This window comes from Mucilaginibacter sp. P1_D10 (assembly GCF_056406215.1).
Genome location: NZ_JBFUAP010000004.1, coordinates 224,790 through 251,396, shown reverse-complemented (window position 1 = coordinate 251,396; position 26,607 = coordinate 224,790). Strand labels below are relative to the sequence as shown.

Sequence of the window (26,607 nt, the reverse complement as noted above, 5' to 3'; positions counted from 1 at the left end):
GGATTTATCCTGTTAGTGTTTGCATTTATCAAGTTAAAAAAAAGAAAAAAAGAATTTCCACCATTATAGCATAGCATGGTCTAACAGGTATATAGTCCCCCGCTGCCGCAAGTGTCCTCACTTGTGGCCCGTATGCAAGGTAGCGCCCCGCAAATCGCCGACCAGTCCTGCCGGGGGATTGCTTCGTTCCTCGCAATGACGATGAGGAGAGATACAGCCGGGAGTCGTTTTGTAGCGGTTAATATATCCGGCAGTAATTTCAGGTAGAAACATCAAGCCCCTTCAGGGAACTTCAACAGACGCCACAGTGTTTTTATATTTTGTTAGATATTTATCCAGGTCCTTATATGCAACGCCTCTGAAAAAAACGTACGCCTTCTCCCCTATTAACATGGCCTGGTAAGTTATACCAATGCGACTTTTGTTCTTGATTTTGGATTCTATTACGAAAGCCTTGTAACCGCTTATCTCCGTCTCCGTTACAGATTTATCTAAAAACTTAAATCCATCCCGTTCATAATCATGCACCAATTTAGCTGCTAACGTTTTAAGTTCGGCATCAGGTATCTTATCAAAAACGCCAATTTGATACGCTGAGGCTAAATTATTATGTACATCAGCTTTACCATTTTCGGCGTAGTAGTCCAGGTTACGGGTGGTTGCCGCGTATTTGAAGTTGGTTTCGATACTATCGAATTTTAAACCCGACGTAACCTGCGCGTAACCCGCAAACGAAAAAAAGATTAGCACAAAAACAAGGGTTACTTTCATATGGTATCTAAGCTGCAAAGGCAATATACTAAGTACAATTGTTAAACGCCGCAATTAACTCATCCAGGTTTTTGTTTTCGGTTTCCAAATGCCCGGGAACACCATTTTTTTTCATGTAATTCCATTTGGCTGTTTTGTGAATTACCAATGGACTTATACGTTCGCTTAAGGGATATACCTGTCTGCCGAAGAGTTTAGAGAAACTCTCCTCATATATCTCAAATTGCAGGCAAGGAAACGTCTTTCGCAAATTGTAGTCGTTATCCCATAAATAGAGTACTTTATTTGTATCGTATTCTATTATAAACAGGTCTCCCTCATCTTCGTATTCCCTTGCGACAGCGATGCTGGTGGCATTAACAACGCAGGCGTCAACCGTCCCTTTGTCAATGTAGGTGTCTATTTGTTGCAAAAAAAGCGGGCTACTTTTTTTCAGTTTATATAATTCGTAAGGTACAAAAACAATAAATCCAAAAGAGAAGACAGCGATTGTGCCGAACAGGAAAGTCCAAAAGCTATCCGGAGGGATAGAAGCCAAATAAGCAGAGCCTGCTCCCAAAAATGCAGCCATTACAAAGTGATAGAATTTTATTCTGCTGCCCTGTTGCTTTTCCTTTTGATTGCTCATCGTCGTCAGCAACTGCAACTCATCAGGATAAAAATGTCTTGTGGTAAAGATTATCTGCATAACAGCGTGCTTAATGTCTCATCAATTAAATGAATGGCAGATGCCGTAAACAAATGCCATCTGGGCGGGTAACCTCCTTCCCCGCACTGCATAATCGCGCCAAAGTAAATCATTTCCGACCAACAAGCTCAATATATTCTGACGGACTAATTTTAGACACTCGAATGATAACTTCATCACCTACTTTCAAAGTATCTTTAGAAATAGAAATGTAATTTTCTATTTCTTTATCGTGGTATCTGTATTTAAGATATATAAATACTCCTTGCCTCGTTGGGCCACGACCTGTGACACGAGCAGTTATGATATCATAGGAACCTAAAGCCCTGGCTCGTTCGTACTGGGTGTATGTACCATAAAAGATACAAAGGACAAGTAATATTAAAATTAATAATCTTGCCTTTTTTACGGTAAGTAATGTCATTTATTTTTCAATCAAGAAAGAAATAATATTAGCAACAAGTTTAGCAAACAGGCCTTAATTAGTGCGAATATGCGAACTCCGGTCTAATTGTTTGCAAGAGATCGAACTATCCTCTACTTTAGCATGTACGAGGAATAATAAAATCGTGAGTACGCCCGGCTACTTCCCTACGCTGCATTCTTAGCGGTCGAGTTAACTCGCCCTTGGTTCAATAATTTATTAAACCTATTTACCCACCAAAACACAAGTATGAAATTCACCAAAGAAATAACGATTGACTGGTACGATAATATATTAAAAGCATTCTGTTTTGACAGCGATGATAGAATATACTACTGCTGTATTTTGTCAAAAAATACAGAAAACGATCAAAAGATATATTTATGTGTAGACATAAAATACTTGCAAGGTTACGATGAGTTACAAAATATCATTAAAACAGATTCCTTTACGCAGCACTGGAGTAGGCTATCTGAACTAATCAGATTAAGTGAAGTAAACGAAACCTATTTAATAAAAGCCAACGATCTGCGTAACGATCAAATAGAGTTTGTTAAATATAAATCCGATTTGGCTATTTCAACCGATATATTATTTGGTGAATATCCTGAAGTTATTGAAGATGCCGCTAAAATCGACGACTGGTGGGCGGTGTACCAAAGGCATGTGATCAATATTGCGTGATATAAACGCTCGTCGCCGTAAGTGTCCCCACTGGATGCACTTACTTTACGGGATACCCACCACATGGTTAGTGCATATTTACAAGCATTGCGGCTTATCGGTTAATGCATCACCACAAGCATCGTGGTTCGTTGGTCACAAGACCAACGAAGGCGGGAAGTATAAAATATCCCGGTCGTAACCACCCTCCTATTTTGTCGCTTTTGGTTCACACCGCTTTTAATTATATTCTAGTCCTTTGTACCGTTATAAACAATTAAAATTAAACCGCCATGAGAAAATTAAAAGTTCAAATGAATTTTGAGGGAATAAGTTGGGATGATGATATGATAAGCTTTTGCATTGACAACCTTAAAAATGTGGACAGTATCTTACTCGGACGAATCACCGCTGAAGGTTTTATTCCGTATTGGAAGGATGTAGCCGGGAATCCTGATCCCAATGATATTAATAGTAGAATGGGAAAGCCAATTAATGATATTCACAAGGACATTTTTTCAAATACACTTAAGGGCAATCAGTGGGATAATGTTACTATCATAAGTGGCGATATTGCAGAAGAAATAAAACAATTGAAAGAAAATAAAGGGGAAGACATCATTGTTTATGGCGGTAATAAATTCGTATCATCTTTAATCGGACACAAATTAGTAGACGAATACTATTTACTTGTAAATCCGCTTGCCAGTAATAGCGAAGAACCAATTTTGAATTTCATCAATAGCAATTTGCAATTAACATTGAAAGAATGTAAATCATTTCCTTGCGGAACAGTGTTATTGCATTATTCAAGTCGATAATAAATGCCTGAAAATAACAACGAACCGCTAACATAGCATTGCCGCAATTTGGGCAGGCAGTCATATCATCGGCATTATTCTCCACCGTTGTTGGTGTTAACGGATGCACTTAATTACGGGATACCCGCCACACCTGTTCGCGCCTATTACAAACATTACGTCCCCGCCGGGTCTCTCGATAGAGGACCATGCGGCACACGGATGTAATCAACTTCGATGAATAGCCTTTCGGATGGCCGTTTGGTCCACAAGGTATAGACGTTTCGCGGCTTTTCATGTATATAAATTTATTACGATGCTAAAACCGCAGCGTCCTCTGCCGGGAGACCCTGCGTGAACGGAACGCCTCATCTACAAGCATCGTGGTTCGTTGGCCATAAGACCAATGAAGGCCCATTATCTGCACATTAGGTAGCCTAATTTCTCATTAATTAAGTCAATGGCAAATGCCATTTAAGGTAAAGTTAAAAACCGTCTTAAATACAATTATTCCATGTAAGGTTTTGATAAAAACAAAAAAAATGATTATGTTGGGGTAGTTTTTGCCGGAAAATTCCAGTAAGAACTACCCCTGATTAAAATAAATGAGAAAAAGCATAGTCATAATCTGGCTGTCGCTGCTGCTTTGTGCAGCGGGAGCATTGTTCTGGTACAACGACTGGAAATACCAGTTACCCACCCCGGTGCCCATAGGTTACCGGCCCGCTAAGCCCGGCAAATTGATCGTGTTCAATGCCTCGCTGAAGCAGGATAAGCGCAAACCCGTGTTTCTGCATTTTTTTAATCCCGACTGCCCCTGCTCCCGGTTTAACATACCTCAATTCAAATCCCTGGTTCGCCAACACGGGCACGATGTAAATTTCATGGTGGTGGTGATGAGCACAAAAAAATTTACTGCCGATGAAGTACAGGATAAATTTGACCTGAATATTCCCATTTTGTTCGACCAGGCTATTGCCACAACCTGCGGCGTTTATTCTACTCCACAAGCCGTTATCCTGGATAAGACACATCATTTATATTATCGCGGCAACTATAACAGTAGCCGTTACTGCACAGACGAAAAAACCAGTTATGCGAAGATCGCCCTAAACGGCTTGTTAAGGGCTCAGGCCGGTCTGGTTTTTAGTCCGCTGGCGCTGCAATCTTATGGCTGTAGTTTGCCGGGTTGCGAAAATTAAGTTTTATCCCATTTAAGATTATACACATGCCCCTACCGACTACTTTACCGGATAACCTAAACCGGACACTGATTTCCGATGTTCGGGAGAGGTCTGACCGTTTGATGAATTATTTCCTGACCGGTTACTTTATTATCGGACTGGTATTAGCTGTATTTTACGAAACCTGGCTAATTGCCTTTGGTATTGGAGGGCTTTGCTTACTGGCTTATTACTCCACCAAATTGTTACTGCCAGAGTCGGACCTCTACCAGTATGTGCTTAGCGTGGTGCTTGGTATTTTTATGGCCCAGTACATTTACCAGATGCACGGCCTCTTCGAGATGCATTTTTTTGCTTTTATAGGCAGCGTCCTGCTCATCACGTATCAGAAATGGAAGTTGCAGATACCTGTCACGGTGGTGGTACTCGTCCATCATGCCGTCTTCGGCTATTTGCAAAATACCGGATTAAAGGAAATTTATTTTACCCAGTTGGATTATTTCGCTCTTCAAACGTTCATTATCCATATCCTGCTGGCAGCCGTCATATTCTTCATCTGCGGCTTGTGGGCCTATCAGCTAAAAAAATTTAACAATATCTATTTACTCCAGACGATACAAATGGGCGAACTGCAAAAGGAAGCCCAGCTTGCACAGGAACGCGCGGCTTCCGAAAAAAAGTATAGTGAATTGTTTCATTTAAGCCCTATGCCCATGCTCGTGTTCGACCTGGATTCCTTACAATTCCTGGATGTAAATGAGGCAACGACCCAGTATTACGGCTACAGCAGGAAAGAGTTCCTGGGCATGACGCTTAGGGATATTAACCTTGCCGAAGACATTGCGGAAATGGAAAAATCATTGGAAAATGACCGGCTGACAGGGAAAACGAATGCAGTGGGAATTTTAAGGCACAAAAAAAAGGACGGGCATATCATTCAGGTAGATGTACTGGCTAATTTTATTGAATATAAAGGAAAGCCCGCAAAAGTGATTATTGCGAACGATATCACCGAAAGACTGGTGTATATCAAAGCTATTGAAGACCAGAACGAAAAATTGAAGGAAATTTCCTGGATACAGTCTCATGTCATCAGGGCGCCCCTCGCCAGGATCATGGGGCTGGCACCGCTTATCAGGGATGCCAGTGAAAATAAAAAGGAAAGGGAGAAAATGCTTGATTATCTTTTAGTATCAACCCACGAACTGGACCAGGTGATAGGTACCATTACCGATAAAATAGGCATGGTAGAAATAAACAGTTAATCCCCATCCTCTTGCCCTCCCCTTCACCGGTTATATATTCACCTTTTCAGCAGGCAACCTCGTTAACGATATCATCCTCAATAAAGAATTGTGCATTTGTACCTTATTTATCATGCCCAGGTACACTTATTTCAACTGCCTCTGCTTAAAACAAATTGCAGGTTGCTGATGACAACTTCAAAAAGTCCCCGATCTAAAAAAAGAAGCTACGAGTTTTAAAAACACAGTAATAAAAAGTTGGTTGGCGTACTCGTGACTAATGAAACCGCAATAAGCCACGAGTACACCCCCAACGTTGCATAGCCGCCCGGGCAATGCTGTTATTTACACATCAAGCAATCTACCAGTATCTATTACTTAAAAAAGATTCCCTTGCCTGATCAATCTGATTGAGAAATAATTTTGTTTAGCCGCGCTAAACGTTGTAGGATAATTGATAGTGCCGGCTACCGGGTAGTTTTGGCTGTATGTTGCCTCAATTATGAGCGCGCTTGCTATATTGGTTGTTAGCGAAAACACCTTTGTAGGCTTATCTGCTTTGGCGAAGGAGAGCTTATCAAAATACACCCCCGGTTTTATCCAGGTTTCTTTGCCGTTTCTTCTAAAATGCAGCATCGGCCCAAAGCCCAGGCGCATTACGGTATATCTGTATTTGCCTTCCCTAACGTCATCTGTGGCTGATGTGCCGTTGTTTACTGCATCCTGGTCCCGCTTTCTTTCGCCTATCCTCTCATACCAGCCAAAATCTGCAAACAGCTTGAATTTGGTATCTGTTTTGTACCAGAATTGTATGCCGCCCTCTCCGCCGGTTACGGTATGCACCCCGGTAACACCGGGTTCGAATGCGTGTAGCCCTGCCGTAAATATCCCCCTCAAATTAAAGTTAACAGGTGCATTGTTTAAAATTTCAAATTTTAACCCAATCTCAACAGTTGGATAAGATCCCTTATCGGCATAAGAGCCCAAAGCCGCATTGCCATTGTTTTGGTTGGTTATCATAGGCGTTTGGTCATAACCCACACCCACCTGAAACTTGGTAGAAAAACCCTTGTGCGTGTACCCATCATTTAGCATCGACATAGCTGCTACTGCCGAACCCGCAGCCGCTGCATAGGTTGCATCTTCGGTGTTATCTTTTCGCTGTACATCTGCTACGCGGGTTGCCCTTGCAGCGGTGCGTTTGGCCTCGGCTGCCTGATCATATTTTTGTTTGGCTATGCTTTTTTGCCCGTCGTTTGGGGCTATATTCTGCGCCTGCGAATAATAACTCAGTGCAGCATCGTAGTTTTTGCTACTTAAAGAGTTATCGCCCTGAGTAATGAAGTTATCAAATCTTTTCTGTTTGTCCTGGTCTTCCCGCTGTTTGGTATTGGCTGCTGTTTGTTGAGCAGAAGCCTCGCGAACCAGTGATTCCAGTTGATAAATATCTGCTTTTATATCAGCCAGAATGGTGTATTTCCGGTTGTTTATCTGGCTATCGGTACCGGTTAGGCCGGTCATATAATCTGCCGGGGTTTTGGTGCAGATAGAAGATCTGGTGGTAGTTTCTGATAGTTGTGCACACAAATCATCCTTCTTTTGGAATTGTGCACTTATTTGCGCATCGATGCTGTTACCGCCGGGTAGCGAATTACCGTTTACGCCAGAATTTGAACTATTGGTTTGTGAATTACTCTGCGTAGAAGCGTTACCATCGCAATTTACACAAACTTTCTGGCCGCCTCTACACTCATAAGACGGGCCGTTTTTTCCCTCACTGTAAGCGTAGATATAAAACTCCGCCGAACTGCCTTGAGGCAATACTTTGTTGTACCCCGTAGTGTGTGTGTAAGTTTCTCCCGGGTCGAGTGTAAAAAGCCCGTCAAGCATCAGTTCTTTGTAGCCCGTAGCAGAAATAATATAAGGCTTTATGGTGAACGATACTCTTTTAGACGACCGGTTTTCAATTCGCCAGTTATACGCATAAGCACTTACCGACGGTTCGTATCCTTGAGATTTGTAGGAAAAGCTTAAATTGGTAAAACACTCTGCCTGGCTTGAGCCACTCCAGTTTGTTTTGCCATCGCCCCTTTTTTGCCCGAAAGAATAGGTTGTAACTAATAGGATAATAAATAAAAAGTAAATTTTTTTCATTGCGAGGAGGTTTTAATTGTGATGGGGCTCCTACAAACTTCAGGTGCTTACGGCACAAAAAAAATAGCTACAGATAGCTATTTTTATGCGCCTTATAACCAGCCTTCGTGTATAGCTTTGCTCACCAGTTCTACCGCTGTTTTTGCATTGGCTTTCCGCAGTATATTCTTCCGGTGGGCGTTTACGGTATGCCTGCTTACAAATAACTCATCGGCTATTTCCTTGCTGCTTTTGTTCTCTACAATCATCTTTAAAACGGCACGTTCCCTACGCGTAAACAAATCAAACGATTTTGTGAGCGCATTAGCTTCGGCGATGTTATAGTAGGATGGTTCTCCATCCAACCCTATAATAGAAAAGTTTGGCGTGCCCTCTGGTTTTAGGTGCGTAATATCGGTATCCACGCTCAGCGTACGGTAGTAGTTGGTTTCATCATAATCTACCTGCACAGCCTGGTGCAATAGCCTTATATACCGCCCGTCGCGGGTACGCATCCTAAAATCGTACTGCATCTTGTAATTTTGTATCTTATCAAACGGCAGGTCGATAAAAAATTCTGTAATGCGCTGTTCAAACTGCAAAAAGTAAGGCTTATCGTCGGGGTGCAATATTTCCAGAAAAAAAGGAATGCTCATTTCTTCGGGCATGTAGCCCAATACATTGGTAATGCCCGGGCTAACCATATCAAACTCAGCTTGAAAAATATTAAATACATAATAGTAGTAATGCCCTGGCTGAAAGAGGTTTAGTAATCGCTTATGAAGCTCGAGTTCTAACTTCAGTTCGTACGGATGTGTCGGGTCTTCCTTGACCACTGTACTCCATATTCTTTTTGCGCTAAGATAAATTTGTGATTGTTGGTTCGACATCGGATAAGGCTATTTATGGATTTAAATATATTATATTTTCGCAAATAATACACCCCCTATGCCGCATTGCGCTCTCCCAGGCGTGCTTATTTCCAAAAAAATATTCCCGGCACCAATCGTATTTTTTTGATATTTGGTTAAATTAGATTCAACGTTAGCCCTCAACCCTTAAAGCAATGAAAAAACTCTACGCACTTATTATTTTCCTGTTCATATCCTATGGCGTTTATGCACAAAGCAAGTTCGACGGCGACTGGCGCGGCAGCGTTATCACCAAAAGCGGCTCTACGCTCAAGATAAGGATCAAAATCAGCGACGATGAGGTGACGCAATATTTCTGGAATGCTGATGCATCGGAATGGCGGGCAACAAGCCCCGCTATTACACGCAAATTTGCGCACAAGAATAACTTTGAATTTTCGTGGATGAGCTCCGGCGGCGTTTGGACAGAAACCCAAACCTTTATGCTTTCTTACGTCTCCGGCAGCAATTTAAGCCTGGTATGGTCGCGGCAGGTGGTCAACGAAAAAGACAGTGGCGATAATGAAGCATGGGCCGTGCAGGGAGAGGGTAGTTTAAGCAAGTATTAATGGCTGAAAGCGATAGACGTTTCTTTATGTGGCTTGTGAGCCTTTGCAATTTTACGCTGTTAAACAAACCTGGTATAATTATCTGTTATTATAAACTTTTTGATAATGATTTTCCCTTTTTCTGTTCACTTTAACAGGCGTTTAAATTTCATGATAACACCCGATAACAAGGAGCGGATATTACGATATATAGCGGAAAGCCTCTCGCAAGACAAAGCAGACAACGTTACTATAGGAACCATGGCTGTGAATTATAGAGGCTCAACATCCAGTTGGAGGGGCTCACTATTTGGTAGTGTAGATAACGGCACCTTCAATTTAATTTATAAGGACGCCAGCTGGCTTCTCGACTATCAGATTAATATGCTTAAGCTATTTATCGGCACATCGATAATGTCTACAGCGATGGGTGTTTTTGCATTGGTAAGTGGCGGCCCCTGGTGGGTAGGTATAGCGGCGTTTCTATGGCTGTGTGGCGGTAACTGGATTATTATTTTAATGCGACACCAAGCTGTAGCTGACGAGATTGCTGCGGGAATTGAAGAGTTGATATCCGGCAAAACTGTGCTACCGGAAGAGGATAAGATGACAGGTAAACTCAAAAGCTGGTTTTAACAGGCGAAATTCAGTTTCCGGGAAGATACCCATTCGTAATCAACACTCCATTATTTTGTTCGGGGAAATATATCCCGTTCTCTTTATCGTGGCGTACGTGTTTCGTCAGGAAATCTACTTTGCCGTTTCGCTCCACACGATAAATCACGCCCTCAACCTTGTCTATCGCCCCATGTTTGCCGTTTCCTAAGCGGGCCATGGCATCTTCTACCGAAATTGCACTGCCTATGTGTATGGTGTTTGGATAAGTCAACCCAACTTGATTAAGCCTTTCTATTACCGTGAAATAGCTTTCCCGCGTGGCGCCCGTCATGATATCGAAAGCCACGAAAGGTTCGTGCGGTAAATTATAACGTGTGCCAACGGCATGCATCAACCACTCGCCGCAAACTCGCTCGCCCTCGTTAAGCAAGCGGGCAAACCTGACGGCGTTTGCCTGTACCCATTCGTTAAAAAAACGGTGTGTTTCATAAGGAGAAGTATCGGCCAGGTATCCGGCCCGGGTTAGAGCAAGTATTTTTCCATCCAGCTTTGCTATGCCCACGTTACCGCCGTCCAGCTTTTCCTGAACGATGATGAGATCGTTTTTGTCGCGCGTTTTTATGATGCATATCCTTTCCTGCCCGGCATGGCAGTGGTAATCGCCCGGGCCTAATTTAGAAGTGGAAAGGTGTGGTATTGAGCCGTAACTTTTTATTCCGAGCGGTTTCATATTGTCAATATCATACCGCCCGGTTTAGTGGCCTATCAATCAAAACATTGAGTTGTTTTGTTGCTCAGGCAGGCGTAATCGCGCCACCTATTTAGGTGCTTTCTTTACGTTTACCGCGTTAAGCCCTTTTTGTCCCTGTTCGGTTTCGAAGGTTACTTTATCGTTTTCTTTTACTTCTTCGGTCAGGCCGTTTACGTGCACAAAAATGCTTTCCTGCGTTACGTGGTCTCTGATGAAGCCAAAACCTTTTGAGCTATTAAACATGGTTACCGATCCGGTACGTATTTTATCCGCTTCGGTTAGTTCGGCTTGCTTAGGAATGCTGATTTGTATATCCTCAGCAACTATCTTGCGGCGTTTGTTAGGATCCGGCGGCGTTGAGGTGATATTGCCATCCTCATCGATGTAGGCCATCATATCGTCCAACGATTTGCCCTTAGATCCGTTCGCTTTGCGCTCTTCGGCCTTTTCTTTTTTGTCTTTTAACTTGATCGATTTTTTTTTCTCTCGTTCTTTTTTACTGAATGTTTCAGTTGATCTACCCATACTACAAAGATACTACGATTTTATAATAATGATTGCAACGTCTGTATTTTTTTACTTAATCGATACGTTCAGTTCATATTAGCTACTTTGCGACTGATTTGCCCGGTTTATATTACGCCTCCCGCCGCGCATTACGAGTATGCAAAGCAAGGGCAAGTCGGCGCCAATCTAATTAATAATCTCCCCTACAAACTCGCCAGCCCCCTAAAAAACTGAATTGCGCCGAAAACTATCGCGCCCCAAAATATAAAGCCCACATTGGCCACGGTAAGCGCGATGCCGCCTACGCACCATAGCGCGCCGTACAGCATGTCTTTTTGGGCTTTGTCTTTTTTGGCTTTGGCTATTTCCTGTTCAAGGCCATCCGTTATGGCCGTGGCCGAATCCTCGTTAAGTCCGCGCTCCATTAATGCTTCTTTTACTTCGTAGGCATTTTTGCCGCCTATAAACAGGTTTGCGGCATACTCATACATTTGGTTGATTGCTTGTTGGGTTGTTTCTGTTTGTTCCATTGTGATAAAGGTTTTTGGCCGCACGCAATGTGCGGGCAGGCATGATAAATATAGGTATTGCAAATTATTTTTGCAATACTCCTTTATTTTTTTCTGGTTGGGGCGACACCAGCAGCGGATTATTGTTGAAAGCAAAAAGCCCTTCCTGTTTTAGCAGGAAAGGCTCTGTTATATTATAAAGCTGCGGTTTAAACGATTTGCCCGGTTTCGATATCAACCGTGTAAGTTGCGCCGTTGATGGTGATTTTTACTTTATTATTGCCCATGAACAGGATAGTGCCTGTGTAATCCCACTTGCCCTTGGGGGTGCTGCCGGTGGTTTTGAATACCGCGCTGCCGCCTTTTATCTGGCCGCCGTCGGTTGGGTCGATGATGAGCGACGTAAGCTTATAGTAAAAAGCCGTGCTCGCTTTAGGTTTAGCGCCGGTTTTAAACTCCAAATCGGTCTGCATATTCATGGTGCCGCCGAAAGATATCTCCGAATCAGGGTTGCTTGGGCTGAGGCTGGTAATAACCAGGTTTTGCCCTATGCGGTATTTAGCGCTTAAGGATGGCGTTATCATTGATACCAGCAGGCTATCGTAAAAAGTAAGGCCGCTTACATTGTTGTTGATGCAGGTGGTAGCGAATTTAAAACGGCCGGATATGCTAAGCTGCGCAGTATCTATGCTGACACTGTAACTAAGCGTGGTATCCAGTTTAAGCCCGCACTCGGGGTTTACCGTGTTGATTACGATTTTTTTGAAACCAGGCCTCACAGCGTTTATCTGCGGATGCAGGCCGTCGCTAAAATCGAAACCGCCCAAGCCACCGTAAAAGGTTTGCGCAAGGTTAATTGCAACCTCCTGGGTTACTGTTTTAGCATCCAGGGTTTTGGTAGATGGGTCCGTTGATGTTTTTTTGCAGGACGTGTAAACCAGCACAATTGTGCTTAGCGCGATGATGCCGGCAAATAATTGTTTTTTCATGATGATAAGGGTTTAGTTATACTTTTTAATCTGCCTTAAATATACGGTTTAGTGCTAAAACGTGCAAGGATTTAGGGCTATCAGGTTGATTTTTAACATACTGTTAATGCATCTATGGCTTCCACTCCAGCAGTTTCTCATCCGCATCCTGTTCATAAAATCGCCTTTTTACGGTATCTACGTAAATTCAGGCATCGGTAATGAACCTTTTGCCCTCGGCGTCAGTTAAATCGTGCCCTACCTGGTAACGGTAATAGCTGGCGGTATCAGTCTTTATCTCCTGGTCGAAGAGCCATTCTTCATTAAGCGTCTTATCGGCTACGGCACTACGTACCAATTCATTCCTGGTGGTTTTGTTATACACTACGGAGAGAGAATCGAACCATTTAGAGGCATTTTGCGGTTGGCGCATTTTAATGATAACGGCGGCTTTGGGCATAGCCGGGGCGGTAGCAGTTACCTGGCTTTTAGTTTTTACTGGCACGGATGGTTGCCTGCACGCAACAGAAAGAAATAATAAAAGCAACAGGGGCGTGTATAGTTTCATGGCTTAAAGGCTGGGCTATGGTCACGCAAATTAAAAAATAAAACCCGGATGCCAGTACGGCACCCGGGTTTCGCAAACATGAAAACTAATCTTAATGCCTGTGCCTGTGCTGATGGTCGTTGGTTTCGGCAATCCAGGCATCTGCCGAGAACTTGCCCGATCCTACCACCCAAAACAATACCAGCAGCAAAAAAACCACTATTGAAAGCCATAATTCCGTATTGAGGAAAGATAACCCTTTGGTAATATTCACGAAAAATATAGCGCCTAATAGTATGGGCATCTGCATCACGGCTACCATGCGCGTAAGCAGGCCGGTGAGGATGAGCAGGCCGCCTATCACATGCGCAAAAGCAACGATATGGATAAGTACCACCGCCATCAGGCCCGAGCCATCGAAGGTTTTGTTCTGGAAGATCCAATCCTGCTGCACGCCCGTGCTGCTGATGAATACCACTCCCTTGCTAAAAATAATCAGCCCCAGTAAAATCCGTACCATGTCCAGCCATTTCGGATGATGAAGATCACCCCAATGTTCAACTTTTTGGACCATATTCATATGATGCCTCCTTTTTTAAGATGTTTGTAATTGGTAATTGAAGTTACAATTAATTATTCTTACAAATGCAAATATTTTCAACTCTTTTTCAGGTAGTTACGGCAATCATTTGGTAAAATGCCCATATTGTCGCAACCAAAGCAAAAATGTTTCCGTTATGCTGTATTTTACTTAGTATTGTAAATAAGCTTTGCCGTACCGCCTACATTTTTTTCAAGGATACCATTAGTGAGCGCAACCATCAAAATACTGTACCTGGAGCATAACGCCGGCACCGCCATATTGGTGGCCGATACGCTGATAGCAGCAGGTATTGATGCTAAGCTAAAGGTAGTTGATAACGGCCCCGGCTACATGGAGGCATTATCCCGCTTCGCCCCCAACCTGGTTATAGCCAGCGATGCCTCGCCGGCATTGAGCGCTGCGGATGCATTAACGGCGTTAAAGCAATATAGCGCAGCCATCCCATTTATGGTGCTGGCTTATGCAGGCACCGATGCACAGCAGATAGTAAACCTGGTAAAACAGGGCGCATGCGATTATATCCCAAAACAGGATATACACAAGCTACCTGCTGCCGTACTATCTGCCACCAATGACGCCACCATCCCAAAAAAACCACAGCTTACCGAGCAAAGCTACCGCCAGATAGTAGAAACCGCGCAGGAAGGTATCTGGATATTAGATCAGGACCTGGTTACTGTTTTCGTGAACAAAAAAACCTGTGATATGCTTGGCTACTCCGCCGAAGAGATGATTGGCAGGCGCAACTCCGATTTTAAGCACGGCTATAACCCCAACGATATTATTGCCCGGGCGGAGCAACGCAGGCTGGGCAAAACAGAAACGCACGAAAGCACCTTCGTTACTAAAAGCGGTGCGCACGTACAATGCATCGTAGCCACTAACGGCCTTTTTGATGCCGGTGGCAATTACACGGGTTCGCTGGCCATGCTCACCGATATAACCGGCCGCAAGGCGCACGAGAACGCATTGAAGCATTCAGAGGCCAACCTATCGGCTGTTATAGAGAACACCAGCGATCTGGTGTACTCTTTGGATCGCAACCTGAAGATAATTACTTACAATCAACTCTTCAAAAACACGATCAAGCATGTTTACGGCTTCGATATTTTTACAGGAGTGAGTACGCTGGACATGATTAGCGGTTTTGATGCGGAGGTGGGCCGGAAATGGAAAAGCATATACCAGCGTGCGCTGGATGGAGAAACGCAGCAATTCGTTAACGAATACACCTTTGGGCCCGAGAAGGTGTACCTCAGCTATTCTATCAATCCCATCAGGGAGAGCGGGGAAGTTATAGGCCTATCCTGCTTTTCGCGCGATATTACCAAACAAAAGCTGGATGAGGCCGCCATACGCAAATCTGAAGCGAGCCTGCGCACTATCTTCAACAATACAGATGCCGCCTGTATGCTGATTGATGGGCAGGGCAACATCGTATCTTTCAATACGCTGGCGCAACAGCTGTCTGAAGTGACAACGGGCTTTGAAATTGCCGAAGGTAGCGCGGTGTTGGATTGCATCCCCACAGAGAATCATGCCTTTGTGCTGGAGATATTAGAGAACACCCGCAACGGCGGCGTGCTGCACCACCAGGAGAGTCGCCTCATTAATGGGCAGGCAAAATGGTTCGATATTACCTGGGCGGGCATCAAAGACCAGCAATACGAAGATTTTGGCTACATCTACACCGTAAAAGATGTTACCGACAAGAAAAGGCTGGAGATTGAACGTGAAAAAATTACGGCCGACCTGCTGCAGCGCAATAAAACGCTGGAACAATTTACGTACATCATATCGCACAACCTCCGCGCGCCCGTAGCCAATATCATCGGGCTATCGTCGCTGTTATCGGGCTCGGGCACGGAAAATAGCGAGATAGCCGAAATAGTAGATAGTATCAGCAGATCGGCAGATAAGCTCGACGATATCATCCTTGATCTTAACCGCGTTCTGCAGATGAGCCAAACGCCTAACGAGCATATCGAACGCATCAAGCTTCCTGGCCTGGTGGAAGATATTAAACTGAGCATCGGGCACCTGATCGAAAAAGAACAGGTATCTATCCGCGCCGATTTCGAAACCGCAGAGATCGTATCGCTCAAGAGCTTTATCCACAGCATCCTTTACAACCTTATCTTAAACAGTATCAAATACCGCAATCCGGTGCTCGAGCCGGAGATTGCGATTTCGGCCAAGACAACCAACGACAAAATCACCATCATCTACCGCGATAATGGCCGCGGCATAGATACCTCCAAATACAGCGAAGAGATATTCGGCCTTTACAAAAGGTTTGATACCAGCGTAGAGGGCAAGGGCATTGGCCTGTTTATGGTGAAGACACAGGTAGAAAGCCTTGGCGGTACCATAGCCATTACCAGCGTGCTTAATAAAGGCACGGAATTCATCATCAATTTACCCCAGCAGCAGCTGATGACCGGTTAAGGCAGCTTTTTTTAGGTAGACTGTATGTAGCTGTGCAACTGCTCTATGGTTTCCTTTTGCGAGTGGATTGTTTCGTACACCACATCGTTGATGGAGATGATGCCACAAAGATCCTCCTCCTCATCGAAAACGGGCAGATAACGAATGTTGTTCTCGCTCATGATGATCATGCAGCTCTCTACAGACGATTTTGGGGTGATGCGCGGCAAATTAGTGCTGATGATATCGCCGGCGGTAGTTTCGTCGGAATGCTTGCCCATCAGTATTATTTTACGGGCGTAATCGCGTTCGGTAACCAGGCCTATATATTGGCCGTTATCAGTAACCACTACCGAGCCGATATTCCTTTCGGCCATTAGTTTAAGCACATTCAATACAGTGGTATCGGTAGGCACGGCAATAACCGCACTCCCCTTGCGGGCCAGGATGTGTTTTACGCTTTTCATAAAAAATACAGGTTTATAATTGGGTTTATGAAATTACGAATAAGTATGTTAAAAACAAAAGGTTAAGCCTATTAAAATAAAATAATAAAGGTGGGGTGGGCAATAGAACTCAGGATACTGACCCAATTCTCCATTCAAAGTTTGCGCGATGGGTCATGGTGAGCTTGTCGAGCCATTGCGGACAGGCCTTTACGTGCGCCCTTCGACAAGCTCAGGATGACCCCGCATGGCACGCCACCATTGTGGAAAGCGGGTAAGCAATTAGCTACTTATATGATGGGATCTTGAAACAAAATGACGTTTAACTATATAAAACAAAACGCCCCGGCTTGTTTAAAACCGGGGCGTTCAAATATCAGGCAATTAATGCTTACAAGTACGATTGCAAAAGGTTAGCCTTTGAATTTTGCCTTAAGCGCATCAGGGCTTTATCTTTTATCTGGCGAACGCGTTCGCGGGTAAGATTGTACTTCTCGCCTATTTCTTCCAGGGAGTGCGGCGCGTTATTGTTCAAACCGAAGAACAACACGATAACCTGCCTGTCGCGCTCGGCTAAAATGTTCAGCGAGCGTTTTATCTCCTGGCTCAACGAATCGGCCATCAGTTCGCTGTCAGTCGCTGCGTCGCCGCTTTGCAATACATCCAGCAAAGTATTTTCTTCGCCGGTGATGAACGGAGCATCCATAGATACCTGGCGGGCCGAGTTGGATAACGAGTCGGATATCTTCTCAGTAGTAGTCTCCAGGTCGTCGGCCAGTTCTTCCGGTGTAGGCTGGCGCTCCAATTCCTGCTCCAGTTTTGATGCAGAGCGGTTTATCTTGCTCAATGAGCCTATCTGGTTAAGCGGCAAGCGCACAATACGGCTTTGCTCAGCAACGGCCGACAATATCGACTGGCGTATCCACCAAACGGCGTATGAAATAAATTTGAAGCCCTTGGTTTCGTCGAAACGCTTTGCAGCTTTTATCAGGCCCAGGTTACCCTCGTTAATAAGGTCGCCCAGTGTAAGGCCCTGGTTTTGGTATTGCTTTGCAACCGATACCACGAAGCGCAGGTTGGTTTTTGTCAATCGCTCAAGGGCCGCCTGATCGCCCTCGCGTATCTTCTGCGCCAGTATAACCTCTTCCTGTGCCGAAATAAGGTCTACCTTGCCAATCTCGGTAAGGTATTTATCCAGTGATTGTGATTCGCGGTTGGTAATCGATTGTGATATCTTAAGCTGTCTCATATAAAAAAAATGTTCCGTTTAGGCCGGTTCGTAAACCGGCGGGGGTACTAAAAATAAAAAGCGTGATAAAAATTGGTACGATCCGGAGATAAGTATTGCTTATGCACGAAAAGAGCAAAATTTTGGTAAAGTTTAGTGTATAAACCCAAGTTAAGAAGTGTTTGTATTTCGTTGCTCCAAATCAATCAGCAAAGATACATAAAGAAATGTAGTCACAGTGTAAAACAAACACTTATATTTTCATATTCGGGACAATTCAAAATGTATGCACAAAGTCATTTATGATTTGTTGACAAACACAACAACCCTTATACCTTAGTTTTGGCCATATTGTTTCACATTATGACATCTATTCTTAACAACATACCCTATTCGGTGCTTGATCTGGCCACCGTAGTACAGGGAAAAACGCCCGCAGATACCTTCCCTAATAGCCTCGAACTGGCGCGCCATGCCGAGCAATTGGGTTACACCCGCTATTGGTTTGCCGAGCACCATAACATGATCAACGTGGGCAGTTCGGCCCCAACTATACTCATCGGCTACATTGCGGGCGGCACTAAAACCATCCGCGTAGGATCTGGCGGGGTAATGCTGCCCAACCATGCGCCATTGGTGGTGGCAGAGCAATTCGGTACCCTGGCATCCTTATACCCCGGCCGTATAGACCTGGGCCTTGGCCGTGCGCCGGGCACCGACCAGGTTACCGCCATGGCAATCCGCGGCGAAAACATGAACGCGGCGTTCAACTTCCCCCGGGATGTGGAACGACTGCAGCAATATTTCTCGGCCGATAATCAACAGGCCAAAGTACGCGCCGTGCCGGGCGAAGGGCTTGATATACCCATTTGGATATTAGGTTCCAGTTTGGATAGCGCACGTTTGGCCGCAGCAAAGGGCCTCCCCTATGCGTTCGCCAGCCACTTCGCCCCCACCTATTTTCTGGAAGCCATAGCGCTATACCGCCAAAACTTTAAACCTTCGGAGTTTTTAGATAAACCCTATGTATTGAGCTGCATAAACGTAGTAGCCGCCGATACCGATACGGAAGCTAACCGGTTGGCTACCTCGGTACAGCAATTCATCAAAGGCGTTGTAACCGGCAAACGCGACCTGCTGCCCCCACCCATAGATACCATGGAAGGCGTATGGAATTATTTTGAGCAGGAAGCCGTAGAGCAAATGCTTACGTACGCCATCTTTGGCGGGCCGGAAACGGTTAAAAGTAAACTGCAGGCCTTTATAGCCGAAACCCAGGTTGACGAGGTGATGGTAACCTCTCATATCTTCGACCACCAGGCCAGGCTGCGCTCTTACGAGATATTTGCTGAGGCGATGAAGAGTTAAGTCTTTTTTCACCGCAAAGAACACAGAGGATTTGCAGCGTTGTGAACGCAAAGAGCGCAGAGATTTGATTTGGTTTAACCTATTTAAAGAGACTGTTAAAAAATCTTTGCGCTCTTTGCGTTTTTTACTTTGCGTACTTTGCGGTAAAAAAATTAACGAACTTTCATCAATTTGTTAACCGGTACTTCGTAAAGCGCAGCGGTTTCTTCGTCTAATAACCACAGGGTTTTATCATCCTTAAAGCAAACAGATTCTATTTGCGGGGCCTTTACCGGCAACCAGTAAATATTGCCATGAACCAGCTTGAGCCCGGGCCGGTGCGCTCGAATATCCAGATAGAGCGGTACGTAATTACCACCAGGCGGTTGCCGTCTTCGGTGCAATCGGCAGCGGTTACCTTGCCGCCAATGTTGAATTTATCAAGTAGCGTAAGCGTGTTTACTTCGTCGGTTTTCTCTACGTCCATTCGATAAAGGCGGGTAAAAGTATCCATGCGGTCTTTAGAGAGCATGTGGAACTTGCCATCGGCAAAAAATACAGCCTCGCAATCGTAGTTGAAATCGGTTTTGGCGTTGTAAACTTTCTGGTCGGGGTATTTAAAGAAGAGTTTCTTCAAAAAAGTAGTGTTGCTGGCAATAGGCGATGGCTCGGGCACTACGTAAAGCACCAGGTCGCGGCGATCGTTATAGTTGTTGCCGGCATCTGCAATAATGAGGTTTCCTTTGTCGTCTACGGCGATATCTTCCCAGTCTACGTTGGTTGCGCCGGCAATGGTAATGCCCTCATAGTTGCGGTACCGTGCCGATTGGTAGAATTTGCCCAGGCTATCGATAGCGAAAACGCGTGGCTGGTCGCCCGAGTCGTTCTGCATCCAGAAAACGTTCTTATCTGTACGGCTCCTTACAATGCCCGAAAGCCCCAGCTTGCCCCAATAATCGAACGTGTATTTGGCTTTCAATACTTCCGGCTCTCGTGCCGGTAATTTTAAGTCCTGCGCGCAGGCAATGCCCGCATTTAATAATGATAACAGCAATACGCCTTTTATAGCCTTCATTTGTTTTTTAGGGCCAAGATAGGTGCGGCGTGTTAGCTGTGTGTTTACTTAAGGTTAGGCTTGTATAGGGGGAGTGTATGTGAAGCCACATACTGCGGGCACTATCGTTCTTTAATCTTGCTGATTTACAAAGGTTAATGTATCATTAACTAAAAATCAAGCGATTAACCAAACATTCCTATGGAACGTGGTCGGATTTTTGCTATTTTCTACCAACCAAGCATCCCTATGGGATGCGGAACGCAATTTCGTTCCGTTAGGAACGTCTGGTTGGTAGAAATAAAAACGTCGGTTTGTTAACGTTCCATAGGAACGTTTGGTGATTCTGCCTAGTGACGGGCTATTAATCCGCAGAGAGCGTGATTGAGCGTAGTCACCACAGCTGTGGTGAGGTGGGTCGACTCGCTACGCGGACTTACCGCAATATTTTGAGCACAATTATGCCTTACCCCAAATAATCGGGCGGGTAAACCTTTTGGCCATATTTTTCGGCAATAGCGACCATTTTTCTAGCTGTTTCGGGGTCGCTCATTACAGGCGGTGGCAAAAATTCTCCGGCTTTTACGGGCTGCCCTATCTCCAAGAACATCTCCTCCAGTCCCGCTGGTACCACGGTACAAAGCAAATGAGCCATTTTATCGCTTTTGTTCTTGAAACCGTGTACGACTCCTCCTTTAGGGATATTGATAAAGGCTCCTTTGGTCGCCGTAAAAGTGGATACCTCAGATTTTACCAGCACCTCGCCCTCCACGATATAGAACGATTCCTCGAAATCGGCATGTGCATGCGGACCGGGGCCACCGCCGGGCGGCACCAGCATTTCGATGGTGGCGAATGCCCCGCCCGTTTCCTTGCCCGAAACCAGTATGCGGTAGTTCCCGCCCATAACCGAGAGGGTTTCACCTTCGTTGGCCGCTAATACTTTTGGTGCTTGTTTTTGGTTTTCCATATTGCTAATATCTCTAAGAAACCGAACAAAAGAGTTTATGTTTCAAAAAACAAGTATGCTTATGGGCATTTGCGCCATCGGTGCAAGTGGTATCCAGGATTGTTCCTTACTTCGCCTCGTTCAGCTTATGGTTAACTACCCTATCGGCGTAATCCTGTACAAAGGCTTTGCAATCCATCATACCCTTTTCCATTTCGGGGTTTGGCTTGCCGTCCATCAGGTTGTGCTCAAGACCTTTGTCTGCGGCGGCGAATATGCCGGTAATGTTTTTACCATCAAACAGGTAGGTATAGTTGCCCTGCATAAACTGGTAAATATTGCCTGTGGAATTGATTACACGCGGGGTTTCGCCGGGCATATTGCTAATGAGGCTGCGGCCCCATGACCGGAAAGGCTTATTATAGCCTATCAAATCGGCAAGGGATGGGTAGATATCCATCTGCGAGGCCAGATCCGTACGGACGCCTTTTAAACTATAGGCCGGATTAGCGCTGTAGAAAAGTATCGGCACGGCAAAGCGGTTGAGCTCCTTGCTGTATTCGGGGTAATGCGTTTGGCTGGTGTGATCGGCTGTTATCACGAAAATGGTATTGGCGTACCAGGGCTGGGTTTTGGCGTAGTTGAAGAATTGCCGCAGCGCATTATCTGAATACTGCACCGTTTTGTGGATGGGCAGCGGGCCACCGATGAAGCGTTTTTTGTACTTTTCGGGCAATTGGTAAGGGTCGTGCGAGGAAAGCGTGAACAGCGTGGCCATAAAGGGTTGCTGCTGTGTGCCGAGGGTGTTGGCCATAAAACGGAAGAATTGCTCGTCCCATATACCCCAGATGCCGTCGAAATCCTTATCGTTATTATATTCGGTACGGCCATAATAGTTTTTGAACCCGAGGATGCTGCCGAAGCCCTGGAAACCCATAGAACCATTTGCCGCGCCATGGAAAAAGGAGGTTTGATAACCCAAACTATCGCACACGGACACGATGGACGCTATCTTTTGCTTGGCATAGGGCGACGAAGTAAACGCTGTTTGGAACGAAGGTATCCCCGCCAAAACCGAAGACATGCCGTGGATAGATTGCCGCCCGTTGGCATAGGCGTTGATAAATATCAGGCTGCTATCGCTCAATGAATCGAGGAAGGGCGTGTACGATTTAAAGCCGGGGATATTGGCATTGCGGTTCATGCTGCCCCAATACTCGCGGGCCATGCTCTCTAATATAATAATGACCACATTGGGTTTGCTTGCCGGGTGGCCGTTGTATTGCTTGATGGGTTGGATGTTGGCCCTGATGTAACTTTCATCAGTAAAATGCTGCAGCTTGAAATTGTTGCTGCTAAAGGTGCGGATAATAGCGAAAGGCGTATTGAGCACCACATCGCCCTGGTTGGGTACGGTAACATGTTTGTAGGCATCCACCATATTGATGGGCCGGGTGCTATGTTTAAAATCGCCGCGTATGCCGCCGATAATCAGAGCCACGGTTACCAGCAACACCCCTATCGATGAAACAAAGTATGCCCAGCCGGGCTTAGTTTTGATGGGTTTCACCTTCACGCGCTGATATAGCCATACCCACAAAAACGAGGCAATTAGGAAGATTACCAGTATATACCAATACGCAAAGGCAAAATGGGCGGTAAGCGCCTCCTTATTGCTTTCCTGAGATACGATATCCAACGTGGCCCTTGTAGAGCGCACCTGGCTAAAGCGGTAATAAATAATATCGATGAAGTTGGTGGCGTAGGCCAGTAAATTGGTTGTGAAGTATATTATAGTGAGTCCTTTTTGATAGCCGGGCCGCGTGTTGATGGTAAAGGGCAGCACACTGGCCAATATGAACAAAATGTTGATGTACAGCAGCGCGGCCGTATCGAACGCGATGCCGTAATAACACAGCTTAAGCAGCGTTGCGGTATCATCTATGGCGATAAGGTTCGTATTGAACGCGAAAAACAATACCCGGGCAATAAAGTAGAACAGGTAACCCAATGCCAGGCGGTACAACAGCACCTTATACTCCGCTAACCTCAATTTATTGCCCATTTAATATCGCTTACTTACACCTCTTTTTTGTGAAAAGGCGAATGTAGCGAAAAGCAAATAATTGTTAAGTCAGCGTTAAATCATTGTTTACATCTACCCTATTCTGGTTATCTAAACACAGAGGAAACAGAGATTTTTCGCAGAGGTCACTGAGTTTTCTTGAGTCAAATCAAATAAATCTCCGCGGCCTTTGTGTTTCTCACTTTGCGGCCTCTGTGTTAAAAATCTCTACCATACCTTAAAGCAATACTCTTATTTTATTATCGGCAATATAATCTTCGATTGGTTATGGTAAATCTTAATAGTTTCCTTCACAAAATCGGCATCACTAGCTTTATTGATGTTCGGTACGAATTGCTGCGGGTTCCTGTCGGTAAGCGGGAACCATGTGCTTTGTATCTGTATCATCAGCTTGTGCCCTTTCTTAAAGGTGTGGGCCACATCGGGCAGGGTAAATTTCACCTGAGTGGTTTGGCCGGGCACAAATGGCTCGGGCCGCTCGAAACTATTGCGGAACTTGCCGCGCATAATCTCGGCGCGCACCAGCATCTGGTAGCCGCCCATCGGGTATTTGGTGATGGGGTCTATAGGGGTATCATCCGGAAATACATCTATTATCTTCACCACAAAATCAGCATCGGTGCTGCTTAAGGCAACCAATAAATCGGCCACTACCGGGCCGGCCACGGTAAGGTCCTCGGTTAGTACCCCACCATCATAGGTCAACACATCCGGGCGGCGCGAAGCAAAGCGCTGGTCATCATCCATATACTCACGGGTGCGGAAGGCATGCACTTTCTCGGTATAAGGAACAGGCTTGGCGGGGTCGCTGACATAAGTATCGAACGATGGCGCAAAGGTTTGTAGCTGCGTAAACGATAAGGCACCGTTCTGCTCCAGGTAAACCGGCGTTGGTTTGGCATCGGCCAGCGGCCACTGCTTAAATGTACGCCATTTGTTTTCGCCCGAGAAAAAAATGGTGGCTTTGCTAAGTACATCGGCACCTATGCCTTTTAAATAGTAATTGAAGTAGGGCACTTCCATATTTTGATAAAAAACAGCCGTATTACCGTCAAACCTTACATTGCCCAACCGCGAGCCGTCCTTGCTGGCCCATTGCCCGTGGTACCATGGGCCGATAACAAGTTTACTGTTGGTTGCCGGGCTCTGTTTCACCAAAGCCTGGTACGTATGCCATGCCCCATAAGCATCTTCCGCATCAAAAAGGCCACCCGTAACCAACATGGCGGGTTTTACATTCTTTATTCCGGCGCGTGCATCGCGGGCTTTCCACCAGGTATCCAGGTTGGGGTGGTCCATCATATCGCTCCAGAATTTCATGGTATCCCCGCTTAGTTTGGTAAAGTTGGGCATCGCCCCCATTTTCAGGTAATGGTCGTAATTATCCTGGCTGCCGAATTGCAAGGTACCCCGCGCACCGTTTATCGATGGCTTGCGGCTTGGCGCAGTAAAGCCATACACCACTTGGAAATCGAAGGCATCCATCAGCATCATTACGCCGTTGTGGTGGTCGTCGTCGCCGAAGAAGCGATCCGTAACCGGTGCCTGCGGACTAACAACTTTTAAAGCCGGGTGGCCGCTCAAAGCCACCATAGTAGCATAAAAACCCGGGAACGAGATGCCTATCGCGCCTACTTTGCCGTTATTGTTAGCGATGTTCTTCACCAACCAGTCGATGGTATCGTAGCTATCGCTCGCCTCATCTATGTCCTGCTTTGTTTTTTTATTGGGGTTGAAGGGGCGCACCACTTCGAATTTACCCTCGCTCATGTATTTGCCGCGCACATCCTGATTTACGATGATATAGCCCTCTTTGCAATAACGCATCATATAGCTGCGCCAATAAGAGCGGTATGCGGTCCCGTAAGGCGCTACCGAATATGGCGTGCGGGTTAGCAATATCGGGTGCTTTTCGGTTTCATCTTTAGGGATATATATAGATGTAAAAAGCTTTACGCCATCGCGCATGGGGATGGCCACTTCCTTTTTGACGTAATTATTCACAAACCAGGCCGAATCGGGGTTTTGCGCAGCGGCTATAAGCGGAAACATAGTGATGAAAAGCAAGGCAAGTTTTTTCATGCCTAAAGGTATTGAATTTGGCGAAAAGCAGATAATCATTAAGCGCTTTCCGGGGTAGGAAATCGTAAAATCCGGTAGCGGCTTTGGGCATAATTGTCGCAGCATCGTCTCAATTTCACCATTGCGTATCAAAATTGATATAAAAGGCCTGCAATATGCCGCAGTATTTTATATTTACCGGCTGATATATCCACCATTACATCATATGAAAAAAAGCTCGTTCCTTTTATTGCTGTCGTTATTTTCTGTTAGCACCATTGCCCGACAAGCAGACCAGATAAACGAGGGCAGATAAAACCTGGCGGCAATTCATCGTTGTTTTAACGAAAGTTCATTTTTTATAAATTTTATTAAAGATTAAATATTTATCACTCAAGAAATTAAATTGTGTTCAATTTACACAATGTGATACTTTTTTAACATTAAAACATTATTAGGGTTGCGTTTATAGTATTTTTTTTATTATTTGCCGCTACCAATAACAGCCTATGTTAGACGTACTACCTTGCGAAAACGAGTTACTCCAGAGAGTTGCCGGTGGAGACGAACACGCCTTTAGCGAATTGTTCTATACCCATCACCAACACCTGGGCGCGCATATTTACCGGCTTACCGGCTCTGCCGAGCTTGCAGAGGAAGTAGTACAGGATGTTTTCCTGAAAATATGGCTCAACCGCGAAAACCTCGCCGCTGTACAAAATTTCGGCGCGTATTTATTTGTTATTTCTAAAAACCACGCGCTTAACAGCTTGCGCAAACTTGCCAAAGAACGCCTCCATCAAAAACACATCGAAGAAAATGCCTTGGCATTGGTGCAGGAAGATGACCATTCGGTCCTCGAGGTTTATTACACCCTGCTTGATCAGGCTATTGATCATCTGCCGCCCCAGCAGCAAAAGGTTTACCTGCTTAGCCGCCACAAAAAATTAAAATACGACGAGATAGCCAGCCAGATGGGACTTTCTCGCGAGACTGTAAAAAAATATTTACAGTCATCCACCCAGTCCATCACCAATTTTGTACAGTCTAATATGGATATGTCGGCTGTGATAATACTTGCAGCAATTATTTTCAAAAAAAGTTAGTAGTCTATACCCCCTTTTTACAAGTCTTTGGTG

26 protein-coding genes are annotated in these 26,607 nt (G+C 45.1%); 9 read left to right on the top strand and 17 right to left on the bottom strand.

Annotated elements, in window-relative coordinates; all coding sequences use genetic code 11:
- Positions 1-282 precede the first annotated feature (282 nt).
- The 3 genes from AC1DYT_RS07895 to AC1DYT_RS07885 all read right to left on the bottom strand — a co-directional run bounded on the left by AC1DYT_RS07895 (position 283) and on the right by AC1DYT_RS07885 (position 1,883).
- Positions 283-771, bottom strand: coding sequence for a hypothetical protein (locus AC1DYT_RS07895; RefSeq protein WP_477469086.1), 489 nt, complete (start codon positions 769-771; stop codon positions 283-285).
- A gap of 28 nt (positions 772-799) precedes the next feature.
- On the bottom strand, positions 800-1,459 hold the full coding sequence (locus tag AC1DYT_RS07890) for a hypothetical protein (RefSeq protein WP_477469085.1): 660 nt from the start codon (positions 1,457-1,459) through the stop codon (positions 800-802).
- A gap of 109 nt (positions 1,460-1,568) precedes the next feature.
- Positions 1,569-1,883 (bottom strand): hypothetical protein, encoded by a 315-nt coding sequence (locus AC1DYT_RS07885; RefSeq protein ID WP_477469084.1) that lies wholly within the window; start codon positions 1,881-1,883, stop codon positions 1,569-1,571.
- Between the two features lie 249 nt (positions 1,884-2,132).
- Here AC1DYT_RS07885 and AC1DYT_RS07880 point away from each other — a divergent pair, with 249 nt between their 5' ends.
- The 4 genes from AC1DYT_RS07880 to AC1DYT_RS07865 all read left to right on the top strand — a co-directional run bounded on the left by AC1DYT_RS07880 (position 2,133) and on the right by AC1DYT_RS07865 (position 5,795).
- Positions 2,133-2,567 (top strand): hypothetical protein, encoded by a 435-nt coding sequence (locus tag AC1DYT_RS07880; RefSeq protein ID WP_477469083.1) that lies wholly within the window; start codon positions 2,133-2,135, stop codon positions 2,565-2,567.
- 272 nt (positions 2,568-2,839) lie between these two features.
- Complete coding sequence (locus AC1DYT_RS07875; RefSeq protein ID WP_477469082.1) at positions 2,840-3,367, top strand: dihydrofolate reductase family protein; 528 nt, start codon at positions 2,840-2,842, stop codon at positions 3,365-3,367.
- A 584-nt stretch (positions 3,368-3,951) separates the two neighbouring features.
- A complete protein-coding gene (locus AC1DYT_RS07870) occupies positions 3,952-4,548 on the top strand; it encodes a DUF6436 domain-containing protein (RefSeq protein ID WP_477469081.1) in 597 nt (198 codons plus the stop codon).
- A gap of 104 nt (positions 4,549-4,652) precedes the next feature.
- Entirely contained in the window at positions 4,653-5,795 is a 1,143-nt protein-coding gene (locus AC1DYT_RS07865) for a PAS domain S-box protein (RefSeq protein WP_477469080.1), read from the top strand.
- 357 nt (positions 5,796-6,152) lie between these two features.
- Here AC1DYT_RS07865 and AC1DYT_RS07860 read toward each other — a convergent pair whose 3' ends face one another.
- Together AC1DYT_RS07860 and AC1DYT_RS07855 are read right to left on the bottom strand one after the other, a co-directional pair.
- Positions 6,153-7,928, bottom strand: a complete 1,776-nt coding sequence (locus tag AC1DYT_RS07860) for a hypothetical protein (RefSeq protein ID WP_477469079.1) — start codon at positions 7,926-7,928, stop codon at positions 6,153-6,155.
- 92 nt (positions 7,929-8,020) lie between these two features.
- On the bottom strand, positions 8,021-8,797 hold the full coding sequence (locus tag AC1DYT_RS07855; RefSeq protein WP_477469078.1) for a LuxR C-terminal-related transcriptional regulator: 777 nt from the start codon (positions 8,795-8,797) through the stop codon (positions 8,021-8,023).
- A 176-nt stretch (positions 8,798-8,973) separates the two neighbouring features.
- Here AC1DYT_RS07855 and AC1DYT_RS07850 point away from each other — a divergent pair, with 176 nt between their 5' ends.
- Together AC1DYT_RS07850 and AC1DYT_RS07845 are read left to right on the top strand one after the other, a co-directional pair.
- Positions 8,974-9,387: a hypothetical protein gene (locus tag AC1DYT_RS07850; RefSeq protein WP_477469077.1), complete on the top strand. Its 414-nt coding sequence runs from the start codon at positions 8,974-8,976 to the stop codon at positions 9,385-9,387.
- 105 nt (positions 9,388-9,492) lie between these two features.
- Positions 9,493-10,002, top strand: coding sequence for a hypothetical protein (locus AC1DYT_RS07845; RefSeq protein WP_477469076.1), 510 nt, complete (start codon positions 9,493-9,495; stop codon positions 10,000-10,002).
- Between the two features lie 10 nt (positions 10,003-10,012).
- Here AC1DYT_RS07845 and AC1DYT_RS07840 read toward each other — a convergent pair whose 3' ends face one another.
- From AC1DYT_RS07840 to AC1DYT_RS07815, 6 genes are all read right to left on the bottom strand, one after another.
- Entirely contained in the window at positions 10,013-10,714 is a 702-nt protein-coding gene (locus tag AC1DYT_RS07840) for an RNA ligase family protein (protein ID WP_477469075.1), read from the bottom strand.
- An 87-nt stretch (positions 10,715-10,801) separates the two neighbouring features.
- The gene (locus AC1DYT_RS07835; RefSeq protein ID WP_477461161.1) at positions 10,802-11,260 is read right to left on the bottom strand and encodes a cold-shock protein; all 459 of its coding nucleotides are present in this window, start codon (positions 11,258-11,260) and stop codon (positions 10,802-10,804) included.
- A gap of 185 nt (positions 11,261-11,445) precedes the next feature.
- Positions 11,446-11,772, bottom strand: a complete 327-nt coding sequence (locus AC1DYT_RS07830) for a hypothetical protein (protein ID WP_477469074.1) — start codon at positions 11,770-11,772, stop codon at positions 11,446-11,448.
- A gap of 188 nt (positions 11,773-11,960) precedes the next feature.
- Positions 11,961-12,740 (bottom strand): hypothetical protein, encoded by a 780-nt coding sequence (locus AC1DYT_RS07825; protein WP_477469073.1) that lies wholly within the window; start codon positions 12,738-12,740, stop codon positions 11,961-11,963.
- A 187-nt stretch (positions 12,741-12,927) separates the two neighbouring features.
- The gene (locus tag AC1DYT_RS07820; protein ID WP_477469072.1) at positions 12,928-13,287 is read right to left on the bottom strand and encodes a hypothetical protein; all 360 of its coding nucleotides are present in this window, start codon (positions 13,285-13,287) and stop codon (positions 12,928-12,930) included.
- 91 nt (positions 13,288-13,378) lie between these two features.
- Entirely contained in the window at positions 13,379-13,786 is a 408-nt protein-coding gene (locus AC1DYT_RS07815) for a DoxX family membrane protein (RefSeq protein ID WP_477469071.1), read from the bottom strand.
- Between the two features lie 288 nt (positions 13,787-14,074).
- On the opposite strand from AC1DYT_RS07815, the gene AC1DYT_RS07810 reads away from it, so the two are divergent.
- The gene (locus AC1DYT_RS07810; protein ID WP_477469070.1) at positions 14,075-16,318 is read left to right on the top strand and encodes a PAS domain-containing sensor histidine kinase; all 2,244 of its coding nucleotides are present in this window, start codon (positions 14,075-14,077) and stop codon (positions 16,316-16,318) included.
- Between the two features lie 11 nt (positions 16,319-16,329).
- Here AC1DYT_RS07810 and AC1DYT_RS07805 read toward each other — a convergent pair whose 3' ends face one another.
- Both AC1DYT_RS07805 and AC1DYT_RS07800 read right to left on the bottom strand, forming a co-directional pair.
- A complete protein-coding gene (locus AC1DYT_RS07805) occupies positions 16,330-16,764 on the bottom strand; it encodes a CBS domain-containing protein (RefSeq protein ID WP_477469069.1) in 435 nt (144 codons plus the stop codon).
- Positions 16,765-17,134: 370 nt separating this feature from the next.
- Complete coding sequence (locus AC1DYT_RS07800) at positions 17,135-17,992, bottom strand: sigma-70 family RNA polymerase sigma factor (protein WP_133227321.1); 858 nt, start codon at positions 17,990-17,992, stop codon at positions 17,135-17,137.
- A 342-nt stretch (positions 17,993-18,334) separates the two neighbouring features.
- On the opposite strand from AC1DYT_RS07800, the gene AC1DYT_RS07795 reads away from it, so the two are divergent.
- Positions 18,335-19,339 carry an LLM class flavin-dependent oxidoreductase gene (locus AC1DYT_RS07795; protein ID WP_477469068.1) on the top strand — a complete coding sequence of 335 codons (1,005 nt, stop codon included), beginning with the start codon at positions 18,335-18,337 and terminating at the stop codon, positions 19,337-19,339.
- 268 nt (positions 19,340-19,607) lie between these two features.
- Here the strand turns inward: AC1DYT_RS07795 and AC1DYT_RS07790 are convergent, their stop codons facing one another.
- From AC1DYT_RS07790 to AC1DYT_RS07775, 4 genes are all read right to left on the bottom strand, one after another.
- Positions 19,608-20,393 carry a hypothetical protein gene (locus tag AC1DYT_RS07790; RefSeq protein ID WP_477469067.1) on the bottom strand — a complete coding sequence of 262 codons (786 nt, stop codon included), beginning with the start codon at positions 20,391-20,393 and terminating at the stop codon, positions 19,608-19,610.
- Between the two features lie 445 nt (positions 20,394-20,838).
- Entirely contained in the window at positions 20,839-21,342 is a 504-nt protein-coding gene (locus AC1DYT_RS07785) for a cupin domain-containing protein (protein WP_477469066.1), read from the bottom strand.
- A 106-nt stretch (positions 21,343-21,448) separates the two neighbouring features.
- Entirely contained in the window at positions 21,449-23,386 is a 1,938-nt protein-coding gene (locus AC1DYT_RS07780) for an LTA synthase family protein (protein WP_477469065.1), read from the bottom strand.
- Between the two features lie 252 nt (positions 23,387-23,638).
- Positions 23,639-25,489 carry a CocE/NonD family hydrolase gene (locus AC1DYT_RS07775; protein ID WP_477469064.1) on the bottom strand — a complete coding sequence of 617 codons (1,851 nt, stop codon included), beginning with the start codon at positions 25,487-25,489 and terminating at the stop codon, positions 23,639-23,641.
- Positions 25,490-25,977: 488 nt separating this feature from the next.
- On the opposite strand from AC1DYT_RS07775, the gene AC1DYT_RS07770 reads away from it, so the two are divergent.
- Entirely contained in the window at positions 25,978-26,574 is a 597-nt protein-coding gene (locus AC1DYT_RS07770; protein ID WP_477469063.1) for an RNA polymerase sigma factor, read from the top strand.
- The last annotated feature ends 33 nt before the right edge of the window (positions 26,575-26,607 follow it).

Coding starts and splice junctions, on each gene's coding strand:
- AC1DYT_RS07775 (WP_477469064.1), bottom strand. CDS start 25,489: ATGAAAAAACTTGCCTTGCTTTTCATCACTATGTTTCCGCTTATAGCC.
- AC1DYT_RS07860 (WP_477469079.1), bottom strand. CDS start 7,928: ATGAAAAAAATTTACTTTTTATTTATTATCCTATTAGTTACAACCTAT.
- AC1DYT_RS07840 (WP_477469075.1), bottom strand. CDS start 10,714: ATGAAACCGCTCGGAATAAAAAGTTACGGCTCAATACCACACCTTTCC.
- AC1DYT_RS07855 (WP_477469078.1), bottom strand. CDS start 8,797: ATGTCGAACCAACAATCACAAATTTATCTTAGCGCAAAAAGAATATGG.
- AC1DYT_RS07815 (WP_477469071.1), bottom strand. CDS start 13,786: ATGGTACGGATTTTACTGGGGCTGATTATTTTTAGCAAGGGAGTGGTA.
- AC1DYT_RS07890 (WP_477469085.1), bottom strand. CDS start 1,459: ATGCAGATAATCTTTACCACAAGACATTTTTATCCTGATGAGTTGCAG.
- AC1DYT_RS07800 (WP_133227321.1), bottom strand. CDS start 17,992: ATGAGACAGCTTAAGATATCACAATCGATTACCAACCGCGAATCACAA.
- AC1DYT_RS07880 (WP_477469083.1), top strand. CDS start 2,133: ATGAAATTCACCAAAGAAATAACGATTGACTGGTACGATAATATATTA.
- AC1DYT_RS07825 (WP_477469073.1), bottom strand. CDS start 12,740: ATGAAAAAACAATTATTTGCCGGCATCATCGCGCTAAGCACAATTGTG.
- AC1DYT_RS07885 (WP_477469084.1), bottom strand. CDS start 1,883: ATGACATTACTTACCGTAAAAAAGGCAAGATTATTAATTTTAATATTA.
- AC1DYT_RS07780 (WP_477469065.1), bottom strand. CDS start 23,386: ATGGGCAATAAATTGAGGTTAGCGGAGTATAAGGTGCTGTTGTACCGC.
- AC1DYT_RS07770 (WP_477469063.1), top strand. CDS start 25,978: ATGTTAGACGTACTACCTTGCGAAAACGAGTTACTCCAGAGAGTTGCC.
- AC1DYT_RS07790 (WP_477469067.1), bottom strand. CDS start 20,393: ATGAAGGCTATAAAAGGCGTATTGCTGTTATCATTATTAAATGCGGGC.
- AC1DYT_RS07895 (WP_477469086.1), bottom strand. CDS start 771: ATGAAAGTAACCCTTGTTTTTGTGCTAATCTTTTTTTCGTTTGCGGGT.
- AC1DYT_RS07875 (WP_477469082.1), top strand. CDS start 2,840: ATGAGAAAATTAAAAGTTCAAATGAATTTTGAGGGAATAAGTTGGGAT.
- AC1DYT_RS07865 (WP_477469080.1), top strand. CDS start 4,653: ATGAATTATTTCCTGACCGGTTACTTTATTATCGGACTGGTATTAGCT.
- AC1DYT_RS07850 (WP_477469077.1), top strand. CDS start 8,974: ATGAAAAAACTCTACGCACTTATTATTTTCCTGTTCATATCCTATGGC.
- AC1DYT_RS07835 (WP_477461161.1), bottom strand. CDS start 11,260: ATGGGTAGATCAACTGAAACATTCAGTAAAAAAGAACGAGAGAAAAAA.
- AC1DYT_RS07795 (WP_477469068.1), top strand. CDS start 18,335: ATGACATCTATTCTTAACAACATACCCTATTCGGTGCTTGATCTGGCC.
- AC1DYT_RS07845 (WP_477469076.1), top strand. CDS start 9,493: ATGATTTTCCCTTTTTCTGTTCACTTTAACAGGCGTTTAAATTTCATG.
- AC1DYT_RS07785 (WP_477469066.1), bottom strand. CDS start 21,342: ATGGAAAACCAAAAACAAGCACCAAAAGTATTAGCGGCCAACGAAGGT.
- AC1DYT_RS07805 (WP_477469069.1), bottom strand. CDS start 16,764: ATGAAAAGCGTAAAACACATCCTGGCCCGCAAGGGGAGTGCGGTTATT.
- AC1DYT_RS07820 (WP_477469072.1), bottom strand. CDS start 13,287: ATGAAACTATACACGCCCCTGTTGCTTTTATTATTTCTTTCTGTTGCG.
- AC1DYT_RS07870 (WP_477469081.1), top strand. CDS start 3,952: ATGAGAAAAAGCATAGTCATAATCTGGCTGTCGCTGCTGCTTTGTGCA.
- AC1DYT_RS07830 (WP_477469074.1), bottom strand. CDS start 11,772: ATGGAACAAACAGAAACAACCCAACAAGCAATCAACCAAATGTATGAG.